At 69.3% G+C, this 25196-nt stretch carries 27 protein-coding genes and 2 pseudogenes; 21 read left to right on the forward strand and 8 right to left on the reverse strand.

All coding sequences use genetic code 11. The features are described 5' to 3' along the window. Positions 1 to 6 precede the first annotated feature (6 nt). Both ACJX2R_RS48270 and ACJX2R_RS48275 read left to right on the forward strand, forming a co-directional pair. Positions 7 to 702 (forward strand): response regulator transcription factor, encoded by a 696-nt coding sequence (locus ACJX2R_RS48270; protein ID WP_413105332.1) that lies wholly within the window; start codon positions 7 to 9, stop codon positions 700 to 702. Beyond that, positions 695 to 1831 carry a sensor histidine kinase gene (locus ACJX2R_RS48275; RefSeq protein WP_413105333.1) on the forward strand — a complete coding sequence of 379 codons (1137 nt, stop codon included), beginning with the start codon at positions 695 to 697 and terminating at the stop codon, positions 1829 to 1831. Before ACJX2R_RS48270 ends, ACJX2R_RS48275 begins: the two co-directional genes overlap by 8 nt. Here ACJX2R_RS48275 and ACJX2R_RS48280 read toward each other — a convergent pair. Beyond that, positions 1811 to 4204, reverse strand: coding sequence for a SpoIIE family protein phosphatase (locus tag ACJX2R_RS48280; protein ID WP_413105334.1), 2394 nt, complete (start codon positions 4202 to 4204; stop codon positions 1811 to 1813). The genes ACJX2R_RS48275 and ACJX2R_RS48280 overlap by 21 nt on opposite strands. 168 nt (positions 4205 to 4372) lie before the next feature. On the opposite strand from ACJX2R_RS48280, the gene ACJX2R_RS48285 reads away from it, so the two are divergent. The 3 genes from ACJX2R_RS48285 to ACJX2R_RS48295 all read left to right on the forward strand — a co-directional run bounded on the left by ACJX2R_RS48285 (position 4373) and on the right by ACJX2R_RS48295 (position 6761). Then, positions 4373 to 4645 (forward strand): hypothetical protein, encoded by a 273-nt coding sequence (locus ACJX2R_RS48285; protein ID WP_413105335.1) that lies wholly within the window; start codon positions 4373 to 4375, stop codon positions 4643 to 4645. Between the two features lie 126 nt (positions 4646 to 4771). Then, entirely contained in the window at positions 4772 to 5092 is a 321-nt protein-coding gene (locus ACJX2R_RS48290) for a hypothetical protein (RefSeq protein WP_413105336.1), read from the forward strand. A 58-nt stretch (positions 5093 to 5150) separates the two neighbouring features. Continuing rightward, entirely contained in the window at positions 5151 to 6761 is a 1611-nt protein-coding gene (locus ACJX2R_RS48295; protein ID WP_413105337.1) for an amidase, read from the forward strand. A gap of 427 nt (positions 6762 to 7188) precedes the next feature. Here ACJX2R_RS48295 and ACJX2R_RS48300 read toward each other — a convergent pair whose 3' ends face one another. Further along, positions 7189 to 7755, reverse strand: coding sequence for a TetR/AcrR family transcriptional regulator (locus ACJX2R_RS48300; RefSeq protein WP_413105338.1), 567 nt, complete (start codon positions 7753 to 7755; stop codon positions 7189 to 7191). Positions 7756 to 7899: 144 nt separating this feature from the next. Between ACJX2R_RS48300 and ACJX2R_RS48305 the strand changes: the two genes are divergently transcribed. Together ACJX2R_RS48305 and ACJX2R_RS48310 are read left to right on the forward strand one after the other, a co-directional pair. Continuing rightward, positions 7900 to 8847, forward strand: coding sequence for a TIGR03564 family F420-dependent LLM class oxidoreductase (locus ACJX2R_RS48305; RefSeq protein WP_413106142.1), 948 nt, complete (start codon positions 7900 to 7902; stop codon positions 8845 to 8847). Positions 8848 to 9046: 199 nt separating this feature from the next. Continuing rightward, positions 9047 to 9301 (forward strand): hypothetical protein, encoded by a 255-nt coding sequence (locus tag ACJX2R_RS48310; protein ID WP_413106197.1) that lies wholly within the window; start codon positions 9047 to 9049, stop codon positions 9299 to 9301. Positions 9302 to 9463: 162 nt separating this feature from the next. Here ACJX2R_RS48310 and ACJX2R_RS48315 read toward each other — a convergent pair. Then, positions 9464 to 9748: pseudogene (locus ACJX2R_RS48315) on the reverse strand (helix-turn-helix domain-containing protein); the annotation flags it as partial. A 563-nt stretch (positions 9749 to 10311) separates the two neighbouring features. Between ACJX2R_RS48315 and ACJX2R_RS48320 the strand changes: the two are divergent. The 9 genes from ACJX2R_RS48320 (at position 10312) to ACJX2R_RS48360 (ending at position 18349) form a co-directional block, all read left to right on the forward strand. Further along, on the forward strand, positions 10312 to 10662 hold the full coding sequence (locus ACJX2R_RS48320) for a hypothetical protein (RefSeq protein ID WP_413105339.1): 351 nt from the start codon (positions 10312 to 10314) through the stop codon (positions 10660 to 10662). A 50-nt stretch (positions 10663 to 10712) separates the two neighbouring features. Beyond that, a complete protein-coding gene (locus ACJX2R_RS48325; protein WP_413105340.1) occupies positions 10713 to 11375 on the forward strand; it encodes an MSMEG_1061 family FMN-dependent PPOX-type flavoprotein in 663 nt (220 codons plus the stop codon). 13 nt (positions 11376 to 11388) lie between these two features. Next, entirely contained in the window at positions 11389 to 12297 is a 909-nt protein-coding gene (locus ACJX2R_RS48330) for a PDR/VanB family oxidoreductase (RefSeq protein WP_413105341.1), read from the forward strand. Positions 12298 to 12394: 97 nt separating this feature from the next. After that, the gene (locus ACJX2R_RS48335; RefSeq protein WP_413105342.1) at positions 12395 to 13018 is read left to right on the forward strand and encodes a DedA family protein; all 624 of its coding nucleotides are present in this window, start codon (positions 12395 to 12397) and stop codon (positions 13016 to 13018) included. Between the two features lie 402 nt (positions 13019 to 13420). Continuing rightward, positions 13421 to 13879 carry a nuclear transport factor 2 family protein gene (locus tag ACJX2R_RS48340; RefSeq protein ID WP_413105343.1) on the forward strand — a complete coding sequence of 153 codons (459 nt, stop codon included), beginning with the start codon at positions 13421 to 13423 and terminating at the stop codon, positions 13877 to 13879. A 64-nt stretch (positions 13880 to 13943) separates the two neighbouring features. Next, on the forward strand, positions 13944 to 14198 hold the full coding sequence (locus tag ACJX2R_RS48345) for a hypothetical protein (RefSeq protein WP_413105344.1): 255 nt from the start codon (positions 13944 to 13946) through the stop codon (positions 14196 to 14198). 64 nt (positions 14199 to 14262) lie between these two features. Continuing rightward, the gene (locus ACJX2R_RS48350) at positions 14263 to 15351 is read left to right on the forward strand and encodes an FAD-dependent monooxygenase (RefSeq protein ID WP_413105345.1); all 1089 of its coding nucleotides are present in this window, start codon (positions 14263 to 14265) and stop codon (positions 15349 to 15351) included. 26 nt (positions 15352 to 15377) lie between these two features. After that, entirely contained in the window at positions 15378 to 17111 is a 1734-nt protein-coding gene (locus tag ACJX2R_RS48355) for a CocE/NonD family hydrolase (RefSeq protein WP_413105346.1), read from the forward strand. Next, positions 17108 to 18349 carry a metal-dependent hydrolase family protein gene (locus ACJX2R_RS48360; protein WP_413105347.1) on the forward strand — a complete coding sequence of 414 codons (1242 nt, stop codon included), beginning with the start codon at positions 17108 to 17110 and terminating at the stop codon, positions 18347 to 18349. The genes ACJX2R_RS48355 and ACJX2R_RS48360 overlap by 4 nt, the downstream gene beginning before the upstream one ends. Before the next feature lie 382 nt (positions 18350 to 18731). Here the strand turns inward: ACJX2R_RS48360 and ACJX2R_RS48365 are convergent, their stop codons facing one another. The 3 genes and pseudogenes from ACJX2R_RS48365 to ACJX2R_RS48375 form a co-directional block, all read right to left on the reverse strand. After that, positions 18732 to 18923 (reverse strand): hypothetical protein, encoded by a 192-nt coding sequence (locus ACJX2R_RS48365; protein WP_413105348.1) that lies wholly within the window; start codon positions 18921 to 18923, stop codon positions 18732 to 18734. Beyond that, positions 18920 to 19207 (reverse strand): CocE/NonD family hydrolase, encoded by a 288-nt coding sequence (locus tag ACJX2R_RS48370; RefSeq protein WP_413106143.1) that lies wholly within the window; start codon positions 19205 to 19207, stop codon positions 18920 to 18922. The genes ACJX2R_RS48365 and ACJX2R_RS48370 overlap by 4 nt, the downstream gene beginning before the upstream one ends. A gap of 204 nt (positions 19208 to 19411) precedes the next feature. After that, a pseudogene (locus ACJX2R_RS48375) lies at positions 19412 to 19804 on the reverse strand (FAD-dependent monooxygenase); the annotation flags it as partial. 183 nt (positions 19805 to 19987) lie between these two features. Between ACJX2R_RS48375 and ACJX2R_RS48380 the strand changes: the two are divergent. Next, positions 19988 to 20896: a LysR family transcriptional regulator gene (locus ACJX2R_RS48380; RefSeq protein ID WP_413105349.1), complete on the forward strand. Its 909-nt coding sequence runs from the start codon at positions 19988 to 19990 to the stop codon at positions 20894 to 20896. Positions 20897 to 20942: 46 nt separating this feature from the next. On the opposite strand, the gene ACJX2R_RS48385 is transcribed toward ACJX2R_RS48380, so the two are convergent. After that, entirely contained in the window at positions 20943 to 21119 is a 177-nt protein-coding gene (locus tag ACJX2R_RS48385) for a hypothetical protein (RefSeq protein ID WP_413105350.1), read from the reverse strand. Between the two features lie 132 nt (positions 21120 to 21251). Here ACJX2R_RS48385 and ACJX2R_RS48390 point away from each other — a divergent pair, with 132 nt between their 5' ends. Further along, positions 21252 to 21452, forward strand: coding sequence for a hypothetical protein (locus ACJX2R_RS48390; RefSeq protein WP_413105351.1), 201 nt, complete (start codon positions 21252 to 21254; stop codon positions 21450 to 21452). Between the two features lie 151 nt (positions 21453 to 21603). After that, positions 21604 to 22212, forward strand: a complete 609-nt coding sequence (locus tag ACJX2R_RS48395; protein ID WP_413105352.1) for an NAD(P)-dependent oxidoreductase — start codon at positions 21604 to 21606, stop codon at positions 22210 to 22212. Here ACJX2R_RS48395 and ACJX2R_RS48400 read toward each other — a convergent pair. After that, on the reverse strand, positions 22209 to 23108 hold the full coding sequence (locus ACJX2R_RS48400; protein ID WP_413105353.1) for a LysR family transcriptional regulator: 900 nt from the start codon (positions 23106 to 23108) through the stop codon (positions 22209 to 22211). The genes ACJX2R_RS48395 and ACJX2R_RS48400 overlap by 4 nt on opposite strands. Before the next feature lie 55 nt (positions 23109 to 23163). On the opposite strand from ACJX2R_RS48400, the gene ACJX2R_RS48405 reads away from it, so the two are divergent. Together ACJX2R_RS48405 and ACJX2R_RS48410 are read left to right on the forward strand one after the other, a co-directional pair. Next, a complete protein-coding gene (locus ACJX2R_RS48405) occupies positions 23164 to 23943 on the forward strand; it encodes an inositol monophosphatase family protein (RefSeq protein WP_413105354.1) in 780 nt (259 codons plus the stop codon). A gap of 628 nt (positions 23944 to 24571) precedes the next feature. Continuing rightward, positions 24572 to 24772, forward strand: a complete 201-nt coding sequence (locus ACJX2R_RS48410) for a hypothetical protein (RefSeq protein WP_413105355.1) — start codon at positions 24572 to 24574, stop codon at positions 24770 to 24772. The last annotated feature ends 424 nt before the right edge of the window (positions 24773 to 25196 follow it).

The following is a 25196-nucleotide window of genomic DNA, read 5'->3' on the forward strand; positions in this document are numbered from 1 at the left end:
TCCGACATGCGCGTGCTGATCGTGGAGGACGAGCCCTACCTGGCCGAAGCCGTCCGTGACGGTCTGCGGCTGGAGGCGATCGCCGCCGACATCGCCGGAGACGGCGACTCCGCCCTGGAACTGCTCAGTATCCACTCCTACGACCTCGCGGTCCTCGACCGCGACATTCCCGGCCCCTCCGGCGACGAGATCGCCCGGCGCATCGTGGCGTCCGGCAGCGGTATCCCGATCCTCATGCTCACCGCCGCCGACCGGATCGACGACAAGGCTTCCGGGTTCGAGCTCGGCGCCGACGACTACCTCACCAAACCGTTCGAGCTTCGGGAGCTCGTCCTGCGGCTGCGGGCGCTCGACCGCAGACGCGCGTACGCCCGGCCCCCGGTCCGCGAGATCGCGGGGCTGCGGCTGGACCCCTTCCGCCGGGAGGTCTTCCGCGACGGGCGCTACGTGGCGCTCACCCGCAAGCAGTTCGCCGTGCTCGAAGTCCTCGTCGCCGCCGAGGGCGGTGTCGTCAGCGCCGAAGAGCTACTGGAGCGGGCCTGGGACAACAACGCCGACTCCTTCACCAACGCCGTCCGCATCACCGTCTCCGCCCTGCGCAAACGGCTCGGCGAACCATGGCTCATCGCCACGGTGCCCGGCGTCGGCTACCGCATCGACACCGGCATGGACACCACCCACCCAGGCAGCGCTCATGAATAGACGCCCAGGGCTCAGCGCCCGACTGAAACTCACCATCAGCTACGCCGGATTCCTCCTTCTCGCCGGCGCTCTCCTGCTGGCCGTGGTGTGGGTGTTCGTGCTGCGCTGGCTGCCGACCGACGACCCCAGATCCATCCAGCGGACGTTCGGCGCCGTGATCATCACCGGCCCCAACCGCTCCGACCTCCTGCGCGGCTTCGCCCCCGCCGCGGCCACGGCACTGGCCTTCCTCCTCGGGTTCGGCCTCCTGGGCGGATGGATCCTGGCCGGCCGGATGCTCGCACCACTCACCCGGATCGCCTACGCGGCACGGACGGCCGCGAACGGGTCGCTGTCCCACCGGATCGCCATGAAGGGCCGCCAGGACGAATTCCGCGAACTCGCCGACGTGTTCGACACCATGCTGGAACAACTCGAGTCCCAAGTCGCCGAGCAGCAGAGGTTCGCCGCGAGCGCCTCCCATGAACTGCGCACCCCGCTGGCGATCTCCCGGACACTCCTCGACGCCGCCCGCGACGACCCCACACGGGACCAGGACGAACTCATCGAACGCCTCCACACCGTCAACACCCGGGCGATCAACCTGACCGAGGCCCTCCTGCTGCTCAGCCGCGCCGACCGCAGGAGCTTCACCCGCGAGCCCGTGGACCTCTCCCTCATGGCCGAAGAAGCCGTCGAAACGCTGCTTCCGCTCGCCGAAAGGCGTCAGATCACGCTCGACGTCACCGGCGAGACAACACAGACGGCCGGCTCCGCGGCGCTCATACTGCGGATGGTGATGAACCTCGTCCAGAACGCCATCGTCCACAACCTCCCCGCGGGCGGCACCGTAACGGTCCACACCGAACGGCGGCACGACGCGAGCGTGCTGCGGGTCGAGAACACGGGCCCTCCGCTCCCATCGGAACTGGTACCGACCCTCACCGAACCCTTCCGGCGCGTAACAGAACGCATACGCACCGACGAGCACGCCGGCGCCGGCCTGGGGCTGGCGATCGTGCACAGTATCGTCCGAGCACACGACGGCACACTCGACCTCACCCCCCGCCCCGCCGGCGGCCTCCTTGTCACCATTCGGCTTCCCGGCACGCCGCGGGCGAAGGGTGTGTCATCCGCCGTCCGGTCGTAGGCGGAGCAGGAGGAGGGCGATGTCATCGCTGCGGGGGTCGGTGTGCGGGTCGTGGCGGATGAGGGTGTCGGCCAGGGTGGTCATGGGCTGGTCCGGGGCTTGTGCGAGCTGATCGGCGAGGCTGGTGGTCGCGTCGTCGAGGTCGACGTCGGGACTTTCGACGAGGCCGTCGGTGTAGAGGGCCAGTACGGCGCCGGGCGGCAGGGGGATTTCGGTGGCCGGGTAGTCGGCGTCGGGGTCGATGCCCAGCAGGAGGCCGGGCGGCAGGTGGAGGATCTCGGTGTGGCCGTCGGGGTGGCGCAGGAGAGGGGGCGGGTGGCCGGCGCTGGCCAGGTGGACGAGATGGTGCGCCAGGTCGATATGGGCGTAGAGGCAGCTGGTGAACAGGCCGGGGTCGAGGTCGGTGAGCAGGCGGTTGGTGCGGGCCAGGACTTCGCCGGGATGCGCGCCGGCGGTGGCGTGGACGGCGGTGCGGACCTGTCCCATGAGGACGGCGGCGTTCACGTTGTGGCCTTGGACGTCGCCGATGGCCGCGGCGACGGTGGTGGTGTCGCAGCGGATGAGGTCGTAGAAGTCGCCGCCGATGTCCATGCCGCGAGCCGTGGGCAGATAGCGGGCCGCTACCTCAAGTCCGGGCACGGTGGGCAGGGTGGCGGGGAGCAGGCCGCTCTGGAGACTGTGGGCGAGCTGGTGTTCGGCGTCGTAGAGACGGGCGCGGTCGAGGGCCTGGGCGATCAGTCCGGCGAGGGAGGCCAGTACGGCGCGTTCGTCGGGAGTGAAGTCGTGGGGCCGGTCGTAGGAGACCACGCAGCAGCCGACCGGGCGGCCGGAGGCCAGCAGCGGCAGGAAGGCCCAGGCCGCCCTCTTGGTCAGCCGTGGGATGTCGGGGGCGAGCTGTTCCATCTCGCCGGGGGAGGCGAAGAAGAGGGGTATTCCCGTGGTCACGGCGCGCACGGTAGGGGCCGACCCGTCCCGGAAGGGAGGGATGTCGAGGCGGTTGATGACCTTGGCCGGGTAGCCTCGGTGGCCGACGACACGCAATCGGTCGCCCTCGGCGACGGACAGCACGAAGCCCTGGGCGCCGAAGGCCGGCAGGACCAGGTCGGCGGTCAGCTCGACCACATCCCGCACGCTGACGGCCTTGGTGAGCGCGCCGGCCAGGTGCATCAGGTCGTACAGCGTGCCGGCCCGTGCCGGTGTGGCGACGTTCGACGCGCGCCCCGGATCCGGGTGGTCCACGGGGGTGGCGTGGTCGGTGGGGGAGACGCGCACGCTGACGCCGGAGACGTCCGGACAGAGCTGGAAGGACAGCCACCGGTCCGGCGGGCGCAGGGCGGTGAAGGACGTGGGTCGGCGGCCGAGGACCGCGGCCCGGTAGCGGTCCACGAAGACCGGGTCGTCCAGCCACGGCAGTGCCTCCCACAGAAGCGCACCCAGCAGATCCGGGACGCTGCCACCGACCAGGTCGGCGGCGGTGGTGCTGATGAAGGTGATCCGGCCCTCCGCGTCCAGCGCGCAACAGCCCTCCGTAAGGCGGTCGGCGAAGTCCACCGCGGCCCGCGCGGTTGCCCGGGCCCGCGGCGGGGCCGCCATATGCGGCTCCTCGGGTGATATCGGGTGCCCGTCCGCGGCGGCGTGCCGCAGGAGCGCGCCCGCACGGTCGCAGGCGGAGCTGATCACGGCGCGCTCATGCGCGCTCAGGTGCGAAGGGCGCGGTTCGGGCCACAGCAGCACCAGTCCGCCCCAGGCCGTGGTACCGGAGGTGAGCGGTGCGGCCGCCAGCGCCACGGGGTAGGGCCATACCAGCGCCGCCCTCGGGTAGCGGCGCGCGAGCTCTGCCTGGCTGGGGAGCCACACCAGGCGCCGCTCACGGACCGCGTCCGCCACCGGACCCGAGGCCGGAAGCAGCAACCGTTCCCAGAGCGCGGTGATCTTCGGCGGCACCCCGGTCGTCATGGCCAGCCGCAGCACCTGCCCGCCCGGCGGCAGCAGGTACACCAGACCCGCTGACGCGCCTGTTTCCCGAACCGCCTCGCACAAGAGCGCATCCAGCGGCTCCGTACCGGAGCCGACAGCGGGCGTGGTGTCGTCCCGCGGCCCCCGCCCCTCTCCCGGGAGGTCCCGCACCCGCCCGAAGCGGCGCCTGGCCGCCTCGCCGCTGGTCCCCAACGCGGCGCCGATCCGCGCCCAGCTGGCACCGGCCTGCCGATCGGCAAGCACCGCATACCGCACCAACCGCTCGGCCAGCCCGGGAATCTCCGCCACCGCGGCACAGTGACAGCCCACCGCGGCCTCCCGCGCCGGGGACAGCTCACCCGTCTGCCGGGCCACCGCCTCAACCCGGGCCAGCAGGTCCGCGCCCGCGAGCGCCATCGTCTGCCGCGTCCGGGCCGCCGCCGGCCATCGGCGCCGCGCCCGCCAGGCCGCCTGTCGGTGAGCCGGGCTGCAATACCGCCGATTGTGGCCGCCTTGATCCGGTAGCAACGCATCACACCATTGACACCGAACATCACCCATATACACACATTACGCCCGTATGGGGTGACGGCGCGGCGCCCTGGCGCCCTTGGCCGTGGTGGCGGTTTCGTGGACGGTGAGGTCACCGCGGGTGACGCGCTCGCACTGCGCCGGGTCCGAGCCTGCCTGGACCGCCGCGGGATTCCGTACGACGCGGCCTGGAGCGCCGGCTACCGGCCCGACGCCCTGCATCTGTCGAAGGCGGCCGAAAACCCCTATACCCACCTGCTATTCCTCTGCGGCCCCGCGCACGGCCGCCAGGTCGAGGAATTGCACCGCAGCTTCCCCATCCGGTGAGCGGGGCCGAGCTGGTACGGGCTCCTGCCCGTGAGCCTTTCGGTGAACCGGGCACGACCCACGGTCAGTCGGCTGATCTCGACGGCAAGGGGGAGCGGCGTGTCAGGCGCACTGAGGTTCAGGCACGTGTCCATGGCCGCGACGGCGGCACGCAAGCAGCGGCTCACCGTCTCGAACTGGGGCGGCTATATGCCGAAGGACATGCACGGCTGGCCGCGGTGGTTCCAGATCGCACTGGCGGTGATCGAGCTCGGCCTGCCGCCGGTCTTCTTCTGGCCGGCCGACGCGGAGGAGCGGACCCCGCGCAGCGACGTGGAACTGGCCGCGCCCGCCGGTCCATGCAGTGGAAGCGGCCGCGCCCGCCGGTCCATGAAAGCGCCTGAGCTCGCCCGGACCGATCCCGGCCTCCGGCGCTCCCCCGGTGCGGCAGGGGGATATCACCAGTGAAGAGCCGGGGGACAGTCGGAGCGCGGTACGTTCGGTGCCACCTCTAGCGTGCCGACCTATGAGCACGCCGTACCGAATCGACCGGACCAACGCCACGCGCCGGAGCATGCTCGCGCTCGGCACCGCCGCGGCGGCCACGCCCTGGCTCGGCGCGGCCCCCGCCCGAGCCCGCCCTGCCACCGGAGGCCTGGACGAACTGGGCATGACCGAGCTCCGCGCGCGGATGGACGAGGGGCGGCTCGACGCGGAACGGCTGACCCGCTACTACCTGGACCGGATCGAACGCATCGATCCGCTCCTGCACGCGGTGATCGAGGTCAATCCTGACGCGCTGCGAGAGGCCCGGCGGCTGGACGCCGGGCAACATCCCCGTGGGCCCCTCCACGGCATGCCCGTACTGCTGAAGGACCTGGTGGAAACCGCGGACCGCATGCACACAACGGCCGGATCACTCGCCCTGGAGGGCCTGCGGCCGGCAAGGGACGCCACGGTCGCGGCCAGGTTGCGCGCGGCCGGTGCCGTCATCCTCGGCAAGACCAACCTGAGCGAGTGGGCCGGTGGGATGTCGCTCACCCACCACGCCGGCTGGAGCGCCCGCGGTGGGCAGACCCGGAACCCCTACAAGCTGGATCGGTCTCCGAACGAGTCCAGCTCCGGTACGGCGGTCGCCACCGCGGCCAATCTGTGTGTCGCCGGGATCGGTACCGAGACCAACGGTTCGATCATCGACCCCGCCTCGGCGAACTGCGTCGTCGGGGTGAAGCCGACCGTTGGACTGGTCGGGCGCGGCGGAGTGATCCCCGGCGTGCCCAGCCAGGACAGTGTCGGCCCGATCGCGCGCACGGTCCGCGACGCCGCGATCCTGCTGGGCGTCCTCGTCGGCATCGACGACCGCGACCCGGCGACCGAGGCCGGCCGTGGCCACTTCCACCGTGACTACACCCGGTTCCTGGATGCCGACGGACTGCGGGGTGCGCGGATCGGCGTACCGCGAACCGTGTACTTCGGCTACAGCGACCACGCCGACGAGATCGCGGAACGGGCGATCGCCACGCTGCGCGCCGCCGGCGCGACCGTGATCGACCCGGCCGACATCCCGACGGCCGAGCGGCTCGAGGACCTCCCCAGCTCGAAGGTCGTTCAGGTGTACGAGATCAAGCGGGCGCTGAACGCCTATCTGGCCGGCGCCCCCGGCGACCAACCGCGCGGCCTGGCGGAGCTGATCGCGTTCAATCGCGCACACGCCGACCGCGAGCTCCGCTATGTGCGGCAGGACGGTCTGGAGGCCGTACACCGGCTGGACTTCACCGAGAGCGAGTACCGCGAGGCGCTGGCCACCAACCACCGGCTGTCGCGTGCCGAAGGCATCGACGCGGTGCTGCGGCGCCACCGCCTCGACGCGTTGGTGATGCCGACCACCGGACCGCCGGCCAAGATCGACCTGATCCGTGGCGACAGCTACGGCGGCGGCGCGTCCACCCCCGCCGCACTCGCCGGATACCCCGCGATCAGCGTCCCGGCAGGCTTCGCTTCCGGCCTGCCGGTCGGCCTTACGTTCATGGGCACGGCGTGGAGCGAGCCGACCCTGCTCCGCCTGGCCTACGCCTTCGAGCAGACCGGCCGGATCCGCAGAGCACCGACATACCGCCCCGCCGACGTGGGCTTCTGACCCGGTCCGCCTCGAACGCGACCTCGACGCTGTCCGCCATGCCGGATCCGGTCTCCGGATCACGGACAAGGCCGGAGGGGGCCTCATGATGACGTCGAGCGGCGTTAACCTGCCGGGTGACTTCTTCACCGTGGAGTTGGGCGTGTGCTGAGCGGCTCGATAGCCATCGAGTGGCGGACGCCCTCCACAGCCCATCCTCCGGGGTCCGCTTGACGGACGATGGTCCTTGCCCAGGCGGGCAAGTGGGTGCAGTCCCGCATGTCGCCCGCGAGTACATCGTCTCGCTGCCCGGCGCGGTGGCGGCCTACAAGAGAACCGGTGCCGACGGACCACGGGACGGTGGCGGGCCGCCGCCCCGCACCCGGTGCTGGTCTTCGGTCCTCGTCCGGCTGGCCGTCCGGGCGGGTGAAGGCAGGAGTGGCCGGTGCTACCAGGTGCCTGCGGTGTGGTGCAGGTCCTCGAAGCTCGCGTGCAGGTGGTGCCCGAGCGTGCCGCGCTGCGGGTCGGCCAGCCACTGGGCCGCGGCGAGTTGGTGTGCGGCGACGGAGACGGCGGCGGTCAGCGTGGCCGCCGGGTCGGGGAGGCCCCGCGCGCGCAGTGCGTCGGTGATCGCCTCTCCGAGGGCTGCCGCTTTCGCCTGTTCGCGTTCCCGCAGGTCGGCATGTGCGTCGAGGAGGTGCCTGCGGCGCCGTGCCGCCTCCCGGCGCTGGTCGAACCAGTCACTGCCGGCGGTGAAGGCCGCGAGGACCGCGTCGAGGGGGGATTGTTCCGGGGGTGCGGCGGTCACCGCTTCGCGGATCTCGGCGGTGAACCGGTCCTGGGCGGGGAAGAGCACCTCGCGTTTGTCGGCGAAGTGGTTGTAGAAGGTGCGCTCGGTCAGTCCGGCCCGCGTCGCGATCTCGGCGACTGTCGTGCGTTCGTAGCCGCGTTCGGTGAACAACTCGATCGCGGCTTCCTGGAGCCGTTCCTGTGTGCCACCCGGCCATCGTCCCATGGCACGCAGAGTAGTGATTACAGGTTCTGCAATCAACGTGTACCGTTGATTGCAGAACCTGTAATCACTCTGGTGCCTCGGGACAGGGCCGCGGCCGAGCGGACGACGCTCCTGGTGGACCGGAAACAGACGGAGGAGTTCGTGATGGAGGCTGCCGGACAGCGGGTGGGAGTGTTCCTGGGAGGCACGTTCGCGCAGGAACCCGGCATGACCAACCTCGTGGACCGGGCTGTGGAACTCGCGCACGGGGTGGCCGACGCCGGGGTGCGCACCCTGTGGTTCGGGCAGGCGTCGGATTACGACGCGCCCCAACTCGCGGCGCTGGTGGGCCGGGCGGAGCCCAGGGTGGTCGTCGGCACGTCGGTCGTGCCGATGTACCCACGCCACCCCCTGCTGCTCGCGGCGGCGGCGAAGACGGCACAGGCGTCCACCGCAGGGCGCTTCCGGCTCGGTGTCGGGCTCGGCGCACGCACCGTGCTCGAGCCGCAGTTCGGCCTGGCGTATCCGCCGCAGATCCAGCACCTGCGCGAGTACCTCACCGCGCTGCGCCCGCTGCTGGACGGCGACGACACCGTCTTCGAAGGGCAGACGCTGGCGTCCCGCCCGGTCGGCCCGACGGCCGTGGCCGGGGCCTGTCCGGCGATCCCGGTCCTGGTGGCGGCGATGGGGCCGCGCGCCCTCGCGGCCGCGGGCGAGTTGGCCGACGGAACGATTCCGTTCCTCGCCGGGCCGCGCACGCTCGCCGAACGGATCGTGCCGGCCATCACCGAGGCCGCCGCCGCGGCAGGGCGGCCGGCCCCGCAGATCGTGGCCGGGGTGCCCGCGGTGGTCACCGACGATGCCGCAGCGGCCCGCGACCGGGTCTCGGCCGCTCTCGGTTTCTACGACAGCATCCCGTCCTACCGGAACGTCATCGCCACCGAGGGGTTGTCACACGCGGCGGACCTGCTGATCGCCGGCGACGAGGACACCGTCACCGCCGGGTTGCGCCGCTATCTCGACGCCGGGGCCACCGAGGTCATGCTCACCCACACCGACCTCTTCGATACGGAAGACCGCGCACGGACGTGGAGCATCGCCCAGCGCCTGTGAGCCGGGGCCGGACCGGCTGCGCCGTCCCCGGCCCCAACTGCCGTGATCGTGGCGCGGTTCCTCCGCCGCCCGACCCTCCGCACCTGCGCAAAGAGGTGCTCCAGATCAGGCTCCAGCCAGGCAGGACGAGCAGCGGCCTGCCCGAACCGCCGTCGGCACGACGTCCGGCCTGAGCATCGCCACCACACGCACCATCGCCGTGCCCGAAGACATGACCTCCGTGATCGAGGAGGTCTACGCGGAACTGAACGACGTGGCCGACGATGCTCTTACCGACGACCGGCACCGCGCCCGCGCGGCAACGCAGACAGCGGCGGCGGACGCGGCTGCCATCCCCGCTCCCGAGACGCTGACGGACCGGTTCCCTGTCACCGACCGCGCGATCGAGGCCTGGACCGAAACACCGGCAGCACGCGCCGGCGCAGACCCCGGACAGCATGTCGTTGACCTGTAGGTCGAACGTGCGCACCGCGGTGTCGGGATTGGTGGACGCGGACGGTGCGAACAGCGCTCGCGTCCGGGTGGCAACCGCGTGCACCTCTTCGCGCGGTTCGAGGGCGCGGGGTGTGGGCACGAGGTCGTGCCCGGCGCGCACGAGGAGCGGCTCGTCGAAGATTCGGCGCAGCCGGGCCAGCGCTCGGCTCATCGCCGGTGGCGAGGTGTGCAGGAGGGCCGCGGCCCCCGTCACGCTGTTCTCGGCGAGCAGCGCATCCAACGCCTTGATCGGGTTCAGATCGACGTGGCCTATCCCTGGATTATCAGATGCGAAATGAGTCTGTATCAACATTGCATTGGTGTGAATCGGCTCCAGTTCTCTAATGTCTGAAGCACTCGATCCCCCCAGGAGGACGCCGTGGACATCCGCGTCTGCCCACCCCCACGTCGCCACCGCGAGCACCATGACGCCGGTGCCCGGTGTACCGGCGCGACCAGGGGTGGACCGTGATGCGCGCGGTCGTGATCGGTGGCGGCAGCGTGGGGCTGACGACTGGGTTCGCGCTGCGCCTGCCGGATACGAGGTGGTGATCTGTGAGCGTGCACCGGAGATCCGCGCCGTCGGCGCCTCGCTGGGGCTCTGGGCGAACGCGCTGGCGGTCTTCGACGATCTCGGCGTTGGTGACAGTCAGCCCACCGCACCAGGAAATGGGGATACAGGTACTCGGAGCGTTCACCGTGGCCGATGATGAGCACAGCTTCGTCTGGATGCGCCGCTTCGAGGACGTCGCGGACCGGCAACGTGTCTTGGATGCCGCCCACCGAGATCCCCGGTGTGTGTCCATAGGCCGTGTCGGCGCTGACGGACGGCACGGCGTCCACGGTCCGCCTGAAACCCACTTCCTGGTCGGGGCTCCGTTGACCCTATTCACGTCCCCGCCCATCCGGTCATCCCGTCACGCCCGGCTGAAGCCGACTGACGGTACATCGCACGACACGACCGATCGACCATGTGAAGGAAGGCTTCCAGTGAAGCAACACGAACTACCGGCGACACGAGACACCGTGGTGAATGTCTTCGACCGCGGCACCTCACCGGTCACCGTTGGCAGCGGCGACTCGGTGGTGGCCGGCTCGCTGGACGCCGCCGAGTATCTGGAGCCGATGAAAAGGCCGGGTCACCAGCGGCCGAGAATGTTCGAGGGCCACACCGGACACCGCCTCACCGGACCGATCGAGGTCCCGGGTGCGGAGCCGGGCATGCCCCTCAAGGTCCGCTTCGAGTCCATCAGGGCTGACTCCTGGAGGTGGACGCTCGGCGGGGTGAAGGGCAGCACGTTGACGCGCCGACTCGACGTCGCCGACGGACCCGAGTCGTGACTGCCGTACATAGAGCCGTACATAGAAAGGCCGGGCAGGAGCCAACCCGAATGATCACTCATAAGGACCATGTGGCCAGCGGACATGCGGCCCCCGGGGCCCGTCCGCGCCAGATCTCCTACGCGGAGGTGCGCGCCCGGATCGGAGAACCCGAAGACCTGATCAAACGCAAAATCCACGACAGCCTCGACCGGCATTGTCGCCGTTTCATCGCCCATTCGCCTTTCCTGACGATGGCGACATCGAACGCGACAGGGCTCCCCGACAGCTCACCGCGCGGTGATTATCCAGGGTTCGTGAAGGTCCTCGACGAGCGCATGCTCGCCATTCCCGACCGGCCGGGCAACAACCTCGCCGACTCGTTCCGCAATCTCGCCGAGAACGACGGGATCGGGCTGATGTTCGTCGTGCCCGGGATGCGGGAGGTCCTGCGTGTCAACGGTCGCGCCTACCCCACCGACGAACCGGACGTGCTCGCCCGGATGCGGACCGAGGGGAAGGACGCCACGCTGGCGATCATCGTGGACGTGGAAGAGGTCTTCTTCCACTGCGGCCGCGCGCTGATCCGCTCCCGGCTGTGGGACCCGGCCGCCCAGGCACTGGCGGACGAGCTGCCGTCGATGGGTGAGATCGCCCGCGACCAGATGGGCGTCGACGCCGATCCGTCCGTGCTGGACGGAATGCTCGAAGACGACTACCGGCACCTGTACTGAGGGCGGCACCACCATGCAACGAACCATTCTCGAGAACGTGGAGCCGGTCGCCGAGGGCGTCGTCTCGCTCCTCCTGCGCGGAGCCGACGGTCCGCTGTCCCCCTGGGAACCGGGCGCCCACATCGATCTGGCCCTGCCCAACTGGCTGACCCGGCAGTACTCGCTGTGCGGCGACCCGGCCGACCGCGACACCTACCGGGTCGCCGTCCGTCAGGACCGGCTCAGCAGGGGCGGCTCGGAATACATCCACCTGTTCCTCAACAAGGGCCGCACTCTCGACGTCTCGGTGCCCCGCAACAACTTTCCCCTGCTGCCGGCTCCGGAATACCTGTTCCTCGCCGGCGGGATCGGCATCACCCCCCTCCTGCCAATGCTGAAGGCGGCGGTGGAGGCCGGCGCCTCGGCAGGGCTGTTGTACGCGGGCAGATCCCTGGCCACCATGCCGTTCGTCGACGAGTTGCGAGCCGTGCACGGGAGTCGGGTGCGCGTCCATACCAGCGACACGCACGGCACGCCCGACCTCGCCGCGGAAGCGGCGGCACTGGGTCCCGAGGCGCTCGTGTACTGCTGCGGTCCCACGGCGATGCTCGACGCGGCCGGGGCAGTGTTCCCCGCGGAGCGGTTGTACCTTGAGCGTTTCCGGCCGGCCGTCAGGGAGTTCGCGCCCAACGCGCCCTTCGAGGTGCACTGCGCCCGATCGGCACGGACCGTCCAGGTCGGCGCGGAGGACTCCATGCTGGACGCGTTGAACCACGCAGGATTCTGCATACCGTCCGGGTGCCGTGAGGGCGTCTGCGGCAGTTGTGAGATCGCCCTCGTCGACGGGGAGCCGGAACACCGCGACGACATCGGTGCCCCACCCGGCCGCATGTACTGCTGCGTCTCACGGGCGTTGTCATCCATCCTCACCGTCGACCTCTGAACCGGACGAGCAAGCCGAACAACATGGTCGCCGACCATCCCTGGAGGGAATGCCCCATGACCGTCCATTCGCGCCTGACAATCAAGGTTGGTGACCTATGATCGACTGGCTGGAACTGGCTGAATCAGTCATCTCCTCACCGTGGTTATACGCGGTCCTGATCGCGGTGTCCTTCCTCGACTCGTTCCTTCCGCTGATCCCGAGCGAGCCCGTCGTGATCGTCGCAGGCGTCTACGCCGCCTCCGGGGACACCGACATCGTGCTCGTCATCGCCGCCACGACACTCGGCGCGTTTCTCGGCGATTGCGTTCCCTACGTGGCAGGACGGCTGTTGAGTGAAAGCATTCTCAAGCGTCTGCCGCCCGGTTCCAAACGCCGGACGGCGCACGACTGGTTCGCCCGCGAACTCGATTCCCGGGGTGGCTTCATCCTGGTGACCACACGGTTCATCCCGGTGGGGCGTTACCTGGCCACCCTCTCCACCGGTCTCGTGGGCTTTCCGATGGCCAAGTACGCTCTCTTCGTCGGGTTCGCGACGGCGACATGGAGCACCTACACCGCACTCACCGGCTACCTGGGCGGCGTCGTGTTCCAGGAGAACACTCTGCTGGCCATCGCCGTCGGCGTCGGGCTGGCCTTCGTGGTGACCGGTGTCATCGAAGCCGTACGCCACGTCCGCCACCGCAGGAGTGCGGCCCCGGCGGACGCGACCATCGACTGAAATTCGCCTACTGACGCTTGACGCCGGTGTGGTCGCAGCCGAGCTGACCTGACCGGGCAGTGGCGCCGTATCCGGGCCGTGCTGCCCGTCTGCGTCGCCGGTTCGGCCACTGGCTGCGCTTCGCTGCTATATGTTTGCGCTTTTCGGCCCGGTCAACTGGTTCGCCGTCCTGATTCTGGGTCCCGCGCGACGGTCGTCGGCGGTTACGCGGGGGCGATTCTGGCCCGGCGTCTGCCCGGCCGCCTCCTGAAGGCGCTCATCGTCACCTTCGGCACGACGATCGGCACGGTGCTCCTCATCCGAGCGCTTACCTGATACCCGGCCTTAAGTGATGCAGAGGCCTCCTCCGTGAATTTCCGGACAGTACGAAACTGATCAGATGATGAGGAGCGTGGACACGAAATGGACGCGACACTTCTCGACCATATGCGGATTGCCGACGTGGTCGCCAATCTGGCGCATGCCCAGGACACCAAGGAGTGGGAACGCTTTCGGGATCTGTTTGCCGATCGGATGACACTGGATCTGACCGGGCGGTCCGGCGAGCCTGTCGAGGAGCTGACAGCAGACGAGATGACCGCGAAGGCACGAACCATCATTGATGGGTTTGCCTGCACGCACCATGCCAGTTCCAATCTGCTCATAGAGGTCTCCGGTGCGACCGCGCGGTGCCGGGCGCACATGGTTGCCTATCACCACGTCCCGACTCCGGGCGTCGACTATCTCACCATGCGCGGCTATTGGGACCTGGGCCTCGTCAGCACGAACGGGAAATGGGTGATCCGGCGGTGGACGATCGTGCGGACCGCGCCGTGGGAAGGAAATCCTGACCTGTACCGCATCGCTCGCGAAGGAGCTTAGGTTGTTTTACGAGATTCGCCGTGAGAGGGCAGTGCAGGGCCGCGGGAGGGAACTGGCCCGATGGATGGACGAGCAGGTGATTCCGTTGCACGAGGCGAGCGGGATGATCGTTGCAGGAGCGTTCACCGATGCCGGTGACGAAGACTCTTTCGTCTGGATTCGCAAGTTCGGCAGCGATGAGGAACGTGAGGAAATTGTGGAGCGGGTGCACCAGAATCCGCTGTTCGAGTCCACGATCAAGCCTCGACTCGAAGAACTCATGGCCGGCGAGGCGGTGACCTTGCGTCTGGTGCCCACCGCGCACTCCCGACTCTACTGACGGTCGGCTCCGTGCCCGGCGCGGAAGTGTAGAGAATTCGCAGCTCATTCAGGAGGTATGACAAGTGCGTGCACTTGTGGTCGGCGGCGGGATTGTCGGACTCACCAGTGCGATCTCGTTGCGCAGGCGAGGCATCGAGGCGGTGATCCACGAGCAGGCGCCCGCGATACGGGCAGCTGGTGCGGGGCTCGGGTTGTGGGCGAACGCGCTGGCGGTCTTCGACGAACTGGGACTGGGCGAGCAGGTGCGAGCCATCGGCCGGCCTGCGGATATGTATTTTCGGGACCACGCGGGCGAGGTGATCCATCCTTCCGGGTACTCCGACGACAACCACCGGTATCTGCTGGTGCACCGGGCCAAGTTGAATGACTTGCTCGCCGATGCGGTGGGCCGGGACAACATCCGCCTGGACTCGCGACTGGTCGGCTACGACGAGACCGATGCTGGCGTGACGGCATGTTTCGGTGACGGCGCTACGGCCCATGCAGACGTGCTCGTCGGCGCCGACGGCGCGTACTCGGTCGTTCGTTCCCTGTTGCTTCCGGGCAGTGAAGCCGTGGAGCACAAGGGCCATCACGCGTGGCGCGCGGTCGTCCAGCCGCCGGCGGGCGTCACCATCGACCGTAGCGTCATCGTGCTCGGCGAAGAGCGCACCCGCGGCGGATATGTACCCACCGTCGACGGCACCGTGTACTGGTTGGTCAACCAGTTCGGTGCCGATCCGCTGCGGGGCACGCCAAAAGAGCAGGCCGCGGAACGTGCCGCGTTCCTCGACACGACGGGCTGGAATCCGGCACTGCTCGCCCTGATCGCATCGACGCCGGACGACCAGGTGCTGCACAACCAGATCATGCTGGTGCCGCCGTTGTCGCGGTGGGTGTCGCAGCGGGTGGTTCTCGTCGGCGATTCCGCTCACGCGCTTTCCCCGCACATCACCGCAGGTGCGTCACTGGGCGTCGAGGACGCGCTGTTGCTGGCCCGGCTGCTCACCTCATCCGACAGCGTGGCCACCGCGCTGGCTGCCTACGAAGAGGACCGGATTCCGCATTATCGGAAGGTCGGCGAGTTGGCCAAGTCGGTGGAGGACTCCGCGACTCCGGAGGAGTTCGCCGCCAACTACGCGGCCTTCAGTCACTGGATGCTCAACCGGTAGCGGTATCGACGGACATGGAGAACCGGATGAGCTTGTACATCGACACCAATGTCGCCGTGCCGATGCGTGACGGCGTCATGCTGGCGACCGATCTGTGGCGACCGGCCGGGACCGGCCCGTGGCCAGTCCTGCTCGGTCGCACTCCGTACGGCCGAACGTCCACCACCCACCTGGGCAATCCGAAACTGCCGGACGTCCGCGCCCTGGTCGACAGCGGCTACCTGGTGGTCGTCCAGGACGTACGGGGCACAGGGGAGTCGCCAGGGTTGATGGAACCGTATCGCTTCGATCAGAGCGACACCGTCGACACGCTGGCGTGGATCGCCGACCAGGCTTGGTGCAACGGCAGCGTGGGGATGTGGGGCGCGTCGTACATGGGCTTCCCACAGTGGCAGGCGGCCGCCCTGGCGCCGCCGGTGCTGCGCGCGATCGCCCCCGCGATGACTTCGGCGGACATCTACCGGGCCTGGTACTCGACGCAAGGTGCGGTGTCGCAGGGCGCGTTGTTCAACTGGTCGGCCCGCATGGCTGTGGCCAATCTGTCGCGCCCGCGCAGCGACGGCCCGCCGGATCCGCGGGATGCGGCGTCGGTCCGAGCCGCGCTCGAGGACGTCGACGCGCTGTACTCGCTGCCGATCGACCACCAGGGCGCTCTCCTGCGGGGCCTGCCCTGGCTCGGTGAGATGCTCGCCCACCCCGACTACGACGCGTACTGGAAGCGCCTGGCCGCATTGGATCACAGCTCAACGATCACCGTTCCGGCGTTGAACGTGACCGGCTGGTACGACGTGTTCGCGCGAGAGGTCATCCGCTCGTACACCACCATGAGCCGTAACGGTGGCAGCGTGTCGGCCAGGGAAGGCCAACGGCTCATCATCGGCCCGTGGGGCCACGGTGACGGCGCGGACTTGGGAGTCTTCCCCGACCGCTCGTTCGGGCTCGCGGGGTCCGTCAAGGCGGCAGGGATCACACAGGCCCATCTGCGGTTCTTCGACCGGTGGCTGAAGGGTGGCGTCGAAGCCGACCAGGGTGCGCGAGTACGCATCTTCGTCATGGGCCTGGACCGGTGGCGCGAAGAGGACGACTGGCCGCTGCCCGACACCCGGTACGAGGATTACTTCCTGCGCAGCGCCGGACGGGCCAACAGTGCCGAGGGTGACGGACAGTTGCGCCGCCGCGCCGCCGCCGACAACCGCAGCGACTCGTACTCATACGATCCGCTCGATCCGGTCCCGACCGTGGGCGGAGCGACACTGGGATTCGGCGGATTCGCCGGCCCAGCCGATCAGACCGACGTGGAACGCCGCGACGACGTCCTCTGCTACACCGGTGAATACCTCCAGGAACCGCTGGAGGCCACCGGTCACATCACCCTCACCGTGCACATGTCCTCGACAGCGGTCGACACGGACGTCACCGGCAAACTCGTCGACGTCTTCCCCGACGGCCGCGCCATCATCCTGTGCGAGGGCGTGTGCCGGATGCGGTACCGCGCCTCCCTGAGCCGGCCACAGCCCCTGGAACCCGGCCAGATCGTCGAGGCCACCATCGACATGGGCGTGACGTCGAATGTCTTCGGCCCCGGACACCGCATCCGGCTGGAGGTGTCGAGCAGCAACTTCCCGCGGTACGACCGGAATACCAACAGCGGTGATCCCGACATGTCCGCGCCCGGTACGAGGGTGGCCCTCAATCGGATCTTTCACGGACCGGCCCACCCCAGCCGGCTGACGCTCCCGGTGATCGCGAGGCCCCGATGAGTACGCCTCAGCGCATCGAGGCCGACCTGCTGATCCCCGGACGCGGCGCCCCGGTCCACGACGGTGTCGTCGTCATCGACGGCCCCGTCATCGCGTACGCGGGTCCGCGCGCCAGTGCTCCGATCCACGACTCGGCGGTCGAGCCGGTGCACGCGCGAACCGTCATGCCCGGCATGTGGGACTGCCACACGCACGTCAAAGGCGGTCGCCCGGGCACCTTCGACGACGTCCGGCTGGTGCGGGAACATCCGGCGACACGGGCAGCGCGGGGCGTACAAGGTCTGCGCCGCGCTCTCGACGCCGGCGTCACCAGCATCCGTGAGGTCGGCGGAATGGGGCTACAGCTCGCCCCGGTGGTCGCCGAGGGTTACCTTCCCGGCCCGGCCATCTACGCCGCGGGCGCCATTCTGTCCACCACCGGCGGCCACGGCGACATCCACAGCCTGCCCGCGGCGTGGGTCCACGACTGTGCCCGGCTGGGCACCGAATTCCAGCTGGCCGACGGCGAGGCCGAATGCGCCAAGGCGGTCCGCGAGCAGCTTCGGCGCAATGCCCGGATCATCAAGGTGTGCGCGTCCGGCGGCGTACTCAGCGTCATCGACGATCCGCTCCACCAGGAATTCACCGTCCGCGAACTGCGTACCATCGTGGAAGTTGCCGGGCTCGCGGAACGCAGTGTCGCAGCCCACTGCCACGGCAAGCCAGGGATCATGGCGGCCCTGGAGGCCGGCGTGCTCACCATCGAGCACGGCAGCTACCTCGACGACGAGGCATGCACGGCCATGAGCGAAGTCGGTGCGATCCTCGTACCAACACTCACCATCATCCGGGAGCTACTCGACGGCGGAGAACTTCCGCCATACGCGGCCCGCAAGCTCGCCGACATCGCCCGGGTGCACCGGGACAACATCGCCCGCGCCCACCAGGCCGGCGTTCGGATCGCCATGGGCACGGACATCCAGAGCAGTGGCGATGCCCCCGCCGCCTGGGGGCGCCATGGGCGCGAAGCGGTGTTGCTCAACGACATCGGTATGAACCCGCTGGACGTGATCGAAGCCGCCACAGCCAACGGCCCAGCCACCCTAGGTCGCCAGACACCTCGCTCCGGCCTCCTGCACGAGGGCTTCGACGCGGACATCCTCGTTGTCGACGGCGACCCACTGAGCGACATCTCCCTTCTCGCCGACCCGTCCAAAATCACCGCGGTCTGGCAAGCCGGAACCCTGGTGAAGGGCTGACGCGGTTGCGTAACGCACCCCCCGGTGACTGCATGTGCCCCGCTGTCCCTCCGGCGTCGGTCAGGAGGCCGACCCTCACGCTTCAGCCGCACCGCCGCCCGAATGCGGCGGGCCGGAACCGATCGCAGAGAATACCGCCCATCCGGAGCCTGGCGAGGCTGGCGGAGGCAGTGGGGCCGCTGTGCTGGCCAAACACGGTGTGAAGCATGGACCGAGCTGCCACTGTGGCGGACGCGCGCCGGAGTCTGGTCGGTGGATTCTCAGCGCGCCGTGGAAGCTGGGTCGCGTTGTCGATCGATCGCCGAAACAGTGCGCGATACGTGGCAGTGGTGGGCCGCCGACGGGCGTCCCGTGGACCATCCGCGGTGGGCAGAACACGGGATCACGCCGGAGAAGGAGGCGAGGATTCTCGCCTCGCCGAGATCTCCTGCCAGAACTCGTCCCGCTCGGGATACTCAAGCACCTGGCCGAGCCAAGGCAGGTAACGGGTCACCGTGCCGCGGTCGGCGTCCTGCGACAACGCGCCGCCCGAGGAGCGCCACGGTGCCGCGTACGGGGTGGCGGAACTCGTCACGGGTACGATCGCACGCAGTGTCGGCGGGAGTGCGGGGGCGCTTGCCACTGCGTGAATCCCATGTAGGACCCGCCCCACATGGCGACCGCGCCGTCACACCCGGGCTGCTCGGCCAGCCATGCGAGGGTGTCGAGGCCGTCCGCGCCCTCGTGAGTGTGCGGCACGAACGTGCCGGGGGAGCGGGGGTGCCGCGGACATCCTGGGCCACCACTGCATAACCAGCGTTGACGAGAGCGAACATGTCCGGGAGCTTCGGGTTGCCGTACAGGCCGACGTCGTCCCACACGTTGGCGGCGAGCGCGACACCGTCGCGCATCGGCACCGCCACGTCCACCTCCACCGTGAAGGTCACGCCCACCCCTGCCGCTCGCCGGACGTCGCCGAGGTGAGCATCCAGTGGCTGAACGCGGCGTAGCGCCGCACGAACTCCTGCGGCGTGGGTGCATGCTCCACCGCCGACGACAGCCCCGCAACGCGGCGCAGCGCGGGATTCGGTCGGCCTCGTAGGCGGTCAGCGCCGCGGACATGTCACTGGTGTGGGTGGGCGGCCAGCCGAGCAGAGCGGCGTCCTCGATGCCCAGCGTCGCACCCGCGATGATGTGCGGCGACATCGCGTGGGCCGCGTCCCCGGCCAGCACGACACGCGCCGAGACCCAGTGCGGCGGCACGAGCGTGATCTGGTTGTGCAGCATCATCTCCTCGGGTGTCGCGGCGATCAGCTCGGCCAGGACCCGGTTTCGCTCCCCCCGTTGGAAGGTGGGCGGCCCGGTCCAGGGCCTATCGGACAGACACATCCGATCAACTGACCAACCCACCAAAGAGACATGCGCTAACCCGCTGGTCAGGCCCATGATCCCAGCCCCGATCACCACAGACCGCATCAGAGCCCACCCCCCGGCCAGGCTCGCACCACGGCCGCCAGCGCCGTGACGGCGTGCTGGGCACGACGGATGTCCATCGTGTACTCCTTCATGCCGTCCTGTGCGTTCGACGATGGGGACGCAGTCCGATTCACTCCAGTGCAACCTTGATACGAACTTATTTCGTTGCTGATAATCGATAAGGTGGACTACGACCTGAACCTCATCGAGGCGTTGGACGCGTTGCTCACCGAAGGCAGCGTGACCAAAGCCGCGGCCCGGCTGCACACCTCGGCACCGGCGATGAGCCGCGCCCTGGCCCGCTTGCGGCGCGCGTTCGACGACCCACTCCTCGTGCGGGCCGGACGCGATCTCGTGCCCACCCCCCGCGCGCTGGAGCTACGCGGTGAGGTGCACGCTGTCGCCGCCCGAGCACGAGCGTTGTTCACACCGTCGCACGCCGCCGATCCGCGCACTGCGGTGCGCATGTTCGACCTGCAAGTCGCCGACATGCTGTCGACGACGTTCATCCCGTCCCTGATCGACGACCTGCGGGTCCAAGCCCCCGGCATCTCGTTGCGGCTGCGACCGGAGAACCTCGAGGACACCCCGGCCCTGCGGGAAGGACTCGTGGACCTGGAGATCGGTGTCATACGCCCGGGCGACCCGGAGATCCTCTCCGAAACGCTGGTCACGGAGACACTGATCGGCGCGGTGCGACCGGACCATCCACTCGCGAGGGTGAAGACCGTCACGCCGAAGCGGTTCGCCGCGGCCGATCACATCGTCGTGTCCCGGCGGGGCCGGGCGCACGGCCCGATCGACGAGCAGCTCGCCGACCTGGGCCTGAGTCGGCGCGTGATCGCCGTGGTCCCCAGTTTCGCGAGCGCGCTGTACCTGGCCCGCGAAACCGACGTCGTCTGCATCGCCCCGGCCCGGCTGGGCCGGTCGATGCTGGACACCCTCGGGCTGCGCACCTTCCCGATCCCCCTGACCCTGCCGCACACGGCGATCGGCATGGCGTGGCATCCCCGCAACCACCGCGACCGCACCCACCAATTGCTGCGCGAGCGCACCCGCCACATCATTGCCGCGGCCGACGGCGACGGGTGATCCAGCGCCGCTGCGTTGCCGCGAACGAACGGTGGGGCCGCGAACGTCACGGCATCGTCGTGTTGTCGAACCCGGCCAGGCCGGCGTCGAGCAGCCGGGCCGCGCCGCGCACGTCGGCGGTAACTGCGTCGCGGACCTGTTCGGGCGTGCTTTCACCGTCGAGGCCCCGGCGCAGCGCGCTGAACTGGACGCGCCAGAGCCCGCGTAGGGCCGTAGCCGCCATCTGGCACAGGGGATCGTCGCTGTCGTGCCCGGTCCGCGGCCAACGCCTCGGCCGCGGACCGCGTTCGCCGTGGTTGGGCTGATCACCGCCACCAGGCCCGGTCTGGCGCCGCGGTGGGCGAGGCTGGCCGCGGTGGTGCTGTTCCTGCTGTTGTCGTTCCTGGGCGCGGTGCCGATCAACATCAAGGTCAACGACTGGCGGGTGGACGCTCCGCCGGCTGACTGGAAGGCCGTAGTCCGCCGCTGGGCACGCACGGACGTGTTTCGATCGACGGCCGCAACTGCCGAGTTCCTGTTCGCGGTGCCGGCCGTCGCGCAGGGTGCCGCGGGCTGACCGGTCGAGGGGGGCGACGCTTCACCATCGGCACCCCTCAACCGTGATCCGCGGACCGCCACTCGTCGTGGCACCCAATTGCATGTGGGTAAATCATTGATTGACGAACATGAACTTGATGTTAATCGATCTGTTCCCTAGCGTTCCTGACATGAACCTCATCGTCCTCGCCGCGTCCGGCCGAACCGGACTCGCGATTACTCGACAAGCGTTGCAGCGTGGCCACACCGTCACGGCGATCGCGCGGAACCCCGAGCGCATCGCCCTTCCCGACTCCCCGAAGCTGCGCAAGGTCGCGGGCGACGTGAGCGATCCGGCCAGCATCGCCGCGGTCGTCGACGCGAACTCCGTTCTCCTGTCCGGACTCGGCACGGAGCAGGCGGGAACTCTCCTCGCCGGTGCCACGGCGATTGTCGCCGCCGGACCGCGGCGCATCATCTGGCTCGGCGCCTACGGCACGGGCAAGTCGGCCGACGCCGCCGGCGAGGGAGCGGCTGTGCTCGGGAAACTGCTGGGCGACCGGCTCGCGGACAAGGTCGAGGCCGACAACACTGTCCTGGCCGCCGGGGGCACGGTTTTCCACGCCGGCGTACTCGACATGGGGCCGGAGAGCCGCACCCGGCGCACGGTCGGTCTGGAGGCCGCGCCCCCGTTCGACCTCAGCGCGAAGGTCAGCCGCGAGACCGTCGCCGCGGCCATGCTCGACGAGGCCGAGACACCCCGCTTCCCCGGCACGGTTGCCCTGCCGCTGGACCGCTAGTCGGCGACGATCTCCGAGAGAGATGCCCGTACCTGGTCACGGAGCCAGGCATGGGCGGGGTCGGAGTCATAACGCTGGTGCCAGTTACAGTTGATCACAGCGGGCGGCGACTCCACCGGTAGTGGCCGAGTGATCAGCCCGAACGCCTCGATGAGCGGGCGGCTGAGGATCTCGGTACTGGTGACCAGCACGTCGCTGCGGCCGGCTAGTTGCAGGGCCATGGCGAGCGTCGCCACCGCCGCGACCACTCGCCGGCGCAGTCCTTCGGCCGCCAGCACGTCATCGATCGGTGCGGTGAGACGGCCTCGTCGGGAGACCAGCACGTGCGGCTGCGCCGCATAGGAGTGCAGATCCAAGCCGTCCGCGCACGGATGAGTCGGACGCATCGCCACGACGAGCGGGTCGTGTCCGAGAGTCTCGGATCGGAACTCGGGCAGGCCCGGCCGGTCCCCGCCGAGTTCCAGGTCGACGCGGCCCTGGCGGAGGTCATCGGTGTCGGCGGAGTGCTCGGCCAGCACACGCAACTGCACCCCGGGCGCCTGCTCCTGGATCCGGCCGACCAACACGGGTCCCAGCGCCGTGGCGAGCGCGTCGTGGCACTGGATCGTGAACGCGCGGTTCAGCTCGGCCAGGTTCAACTCATGGGTCGGCGACAGCACTTCGTGCGCTTGCCGCACCAGCCGGTGCACGTCCTCCCGAACCGCCAGAGCGTATGGCGTGGGGGTCATCGAGTGACCCGTACGCACCAGGATGTCGTCGCCGGTCACGGCGCGGAGCCGGCCGAGGGTGCGGCTGACCGCGGGCGAGGACAGGTGCAGCCGGTCGGCCGCGCCCATCACGCTGCCCTCTTCCAGCAGGGCGTCGAGCACCGTGAGCAGGTTCAGATCTACTTGCATGCCAGTAAATCTTACGCGCACATTCATGCCACAGGGTTAACGACGGGAGCTTCCCATGACGCACGAACTTCTCACCGCGACCACTGACGCCGTCCGCCGCGCCGGCGCCCTGATGCTGCACCGCTACTCCGCCGATGCGCGTCAGCTCGGGCTCACCGAACTCCTCGCGGACGTCCGCGCCAACGACGAAGCCGTGGTCGAGGTGTTGCGGCCGGCGCTGGCCGACATCCTGCCCAGTGCGGACTGGCTCAACGACGAACACGGCTGGGGCCCGCTGACCACGGGCGAGTGGTGGCTCATCGATCCGGTCGGCGGCAATATCAACGCCGTCCACGGCATGACCGACTGGAACATCGGCGTGAGCCTGGTCCGGGACGGGCGGCCGGTACTGGCCGTGGTCTACTTCCCGCTGGTGGACGAGATGTTCACAGCCGTCAAGGGCGGCGGGGCGTTCCGCGACGGCGTTCGGCTGCGGGTCTCGGACAAGACGTCGCTCGACGGCGTCCTGGCCGGCACCGGTCAGGCAAAGCCCGGCCAGGACGCCGAAATCGCCGACCGGATGGGGGCCTCGTTCGCCGCGATGATGAAGGCCGCCATCTACGTGCGGATCTCCGTGCCCGTGACGCATCAGCTGGCGCAGGTCGCGGCCGGCCGGATGGACCTGCACTGGCAATTCGACCACGTGCGTTCCCACGTCGCCGGCGTACTGCTGGTCCAGGAAGCCGGCGGCGTCGTCACCGACCTCGACGGCAAACCATGGGAACTGACCAGCAGGGACTACATCGCCGCAGCCCCAGGCGTGCACACCGCGGCGCTAAAGATCGTCGCTCCCTGACCTGTGCCGCTCGAAAATTCGTCGCTGCACGTCATGCCGTGTACCTGTACTCGTTGATGAGGCCGCCGAGGACTCGGGTGCGTAGAACTTTGCTGGTGGCCGGGCCATGCGCTGTGGCGGGTCGTGCGTGGCCCCGGGACCCGCTTCAGGCGGCAACACGGTCACCATCTTCGGCCCCACGGCCGGCCCGGATATCGGGGGAGAAGCCGTCGTGCTGAACGGCGGCAATCCCACCCACCTACACCGACACGGTGACCTTCGCCGGGTCTCGGCCTCGTTCGCGGCGATCTCCGAGGCGGATGGGCGCCCGCACACGAATGACCGTCAGGCATGGTCCGGTCAGAGCGGGCTCCAACTGGCATTCTCTCGGGCAGCGTGCGTGGGCAGGCTGTGTTCGAACCAGACGGTCCTTCCCGCGGGTATGGGGGTGCAACCCCATCGCGTCGCGTCGCGTCGCGAGCTTGTGGATAAGCGTGACGGCCTGCTCGGATGCGTCCGTACTCGCGGGTTGCGGGAGTGAGGGCGCCACTTGGCTGTCGTCGGTGACTTCGCACAGAAGTGTGTCGGTATGCACCAGGCGCAGCCCGATCGGATTAGAGGTGTGGCGGGCTGAGTCGGTGAGGAATTCATGGGCCAGGATGCCGTGGGTTCGCGCAGCTCCGCGGTAGCTCTCAGCCGTGTCGGCGCCGCCATGTCCGACGAGCCCGGCTCGGCGTGGCAGGCCATCGCCGACGCGGCAGGTCGGCTGCCGGCGGCCTCACCCACCATTCCGGGCGCTCGCCACGACATGGGCGCTGCCGGTGGCTACGCCCCCGCGACGCGGAGGTAAAGTGCCGGGCGGACAAGGCACATCAAGGCGCCGACGGCACCACCCAGGCGCCCGTCCGCGGCTGGCGTCTCAAGCTGCGGCAACGTCGGCACAACAGCGCCCACGCCGGAATCCGCTGCCTCGGCGAGCACGCCATGGCCGCTCTGAAGGGCTGGCGCCCCCCCCGCGGAAACTCCGCTGTAGCACCAACCGAGTCACCGCCATCGTGAAGACCATCCCTGCCCTTCGTCACGCCTCAACCTGAGGTTGGAAAAAGCTCAATGCCTGAACGCGGCGCCACCCGCGCAGGGGTTCGACCCACGCGAAGATCGAACACGTGCCGCGGCGGATGTACTCGCTGTCCTGGCGGGCGTCGTGGCCGGGGCGGGCAGGGAGCGGGTCGCGGGCATGGTTGAGGAAGATGACGCATGGGCCTTCGCGGAGT

The sequence above is a fragment of the Streptomyces sp. Inha503 genome, assembly GCF_047215865.1.
In the GTDB taxonomy this organism is placed as follows: domain Bacteria; phylum Actinomycetota; class Actinomycetes; order Streptomycetales; family Streptomycetaceae; genus Streptomyces; species Streptomyces lycopersici.

Coding starts and splice junctions, on each gene's coding strand:
- ACJX2R_RS48335 (WP_413105342.1), top strand. CDS start 12,395: ATGATCGACTGGCTGGAACTGGCTGAATCAGTCATCTCCTCACCGTGG.
- ACJX2R_RS48275 (WP_413105333.1), top strand. CDS start 695: ATGAATAGACGCCCAGGGCTCAGCGCCCGACTGAAACTCACCATCAGC.
- ACJX2R_RS48300 (WP_413105338.1), bottom strand. CDS start 7,755: ATGGGACGATGGCCGGGTGGCACACAGGAACGGCTCCAGGAAGCCGCG.
- ACJX2R_RS48340 (WP_413105343.1), top strand. CDS start 13,421: ATGGACGCGACACTTCTCGACCATATGCGGATTGCCGACGTGGTCGCC.
- ACJX2R_RS48355 (WP_413105346.1), top strand. CDS start 15,378: ATGAGCTTGTACATCGACACCAATGTCGCCGTGCCGATGCGTGACGGC.
- ACJX2R_RS48360 (WP_413105347.1), top strand. CDS start 17,108: ATGAGTACGCCTCAGCGCATCGAGGCCGACCTGCTGATCCCCGGACGC.
- ACJX2R_RS48330 (WP_413105341.1), top strand. CDS start 11,389: ATGCAACGAACCATTCTCGAGAACGTGGAGCCGGTCGCCGAGGGCGTC.
- ACJX2R_RS48305 (WP_413106142.1), top strand. CDS start 7,900: ATGGAGGCTGCCGGACAGCGGGTGGGAGTGTTCCTGGGAGGCACGTTC.
- ACJX2R_RS48410 (WP_413105355.1), top strand. CDS start 24,572: ATGGGCCAGGATGCCGTGGGTTCGCGCAGCTCCGCGGTAGCTCTCAGC.
- ACJX2R_RS48400 (WP_413105353.1), bottom strand. CDS start 23,108: ATGCAAGTAGATCTGAACCTGCTCACGGTGCTCGACGCCCTGCTGGAA.
- ACJX2R_RS48295 (WP_413105337.1), top strand. CDS start 5,151: ATGAGCACGCCGTACCGAATCGACCGGACCAACGCCACGCGCCGGAGC.
- ACJX2R_RS48270 (WP_413105332.1), top strand. CDS start 7: ATGCGCGTGCTGATCGTGGAGGACGAGCCCTACCTGGCCGAAGCCGTC.
- ACJX2R_RS48395 (WP_413105352.1), top strand. CDS start 21,604: ATGAACCTCATCGTCCTCGCCGCGTCCGGCCGAACCGGACTCGCGATT.
- ACJX2R_RS48325 (WP_413105340.1), top strand. CDS start 10,713: ATGATCACTCATAAGGACCATGTGGCCAGCGGACATGCGGCCCCCGGG.
- ACJX2R_RS48345 (WP_413105344.1), top strand. CDS start 13,944: ATGGACGAGCAGGTGATTCCGTTGCACGAGGCGAGCGGGATGATCGTT.
- ACJX2R_RS48405 (WP_413105354.1), top strand. CDS start 23,164: ATGACGCACGAACTTCTCACCGCGACCACTGACGCCGTCCGCCGCGCC.
- ACJX2R_RS48385 (WP_413105350.1), bottom strand. CDS start 21,119: ATGGCGGCTACGGCCCTACGCGGGCTCTGGCGCGTCCAGTTCAGCGCG.
- ACJX2R_RS48280 (WP_413105334.1), bottom strand. CDS start 4,204: ATGGCGCTCGCGGGCGCGGACCTGCTGGCCCGGGTTGAGGCGGTGGCC.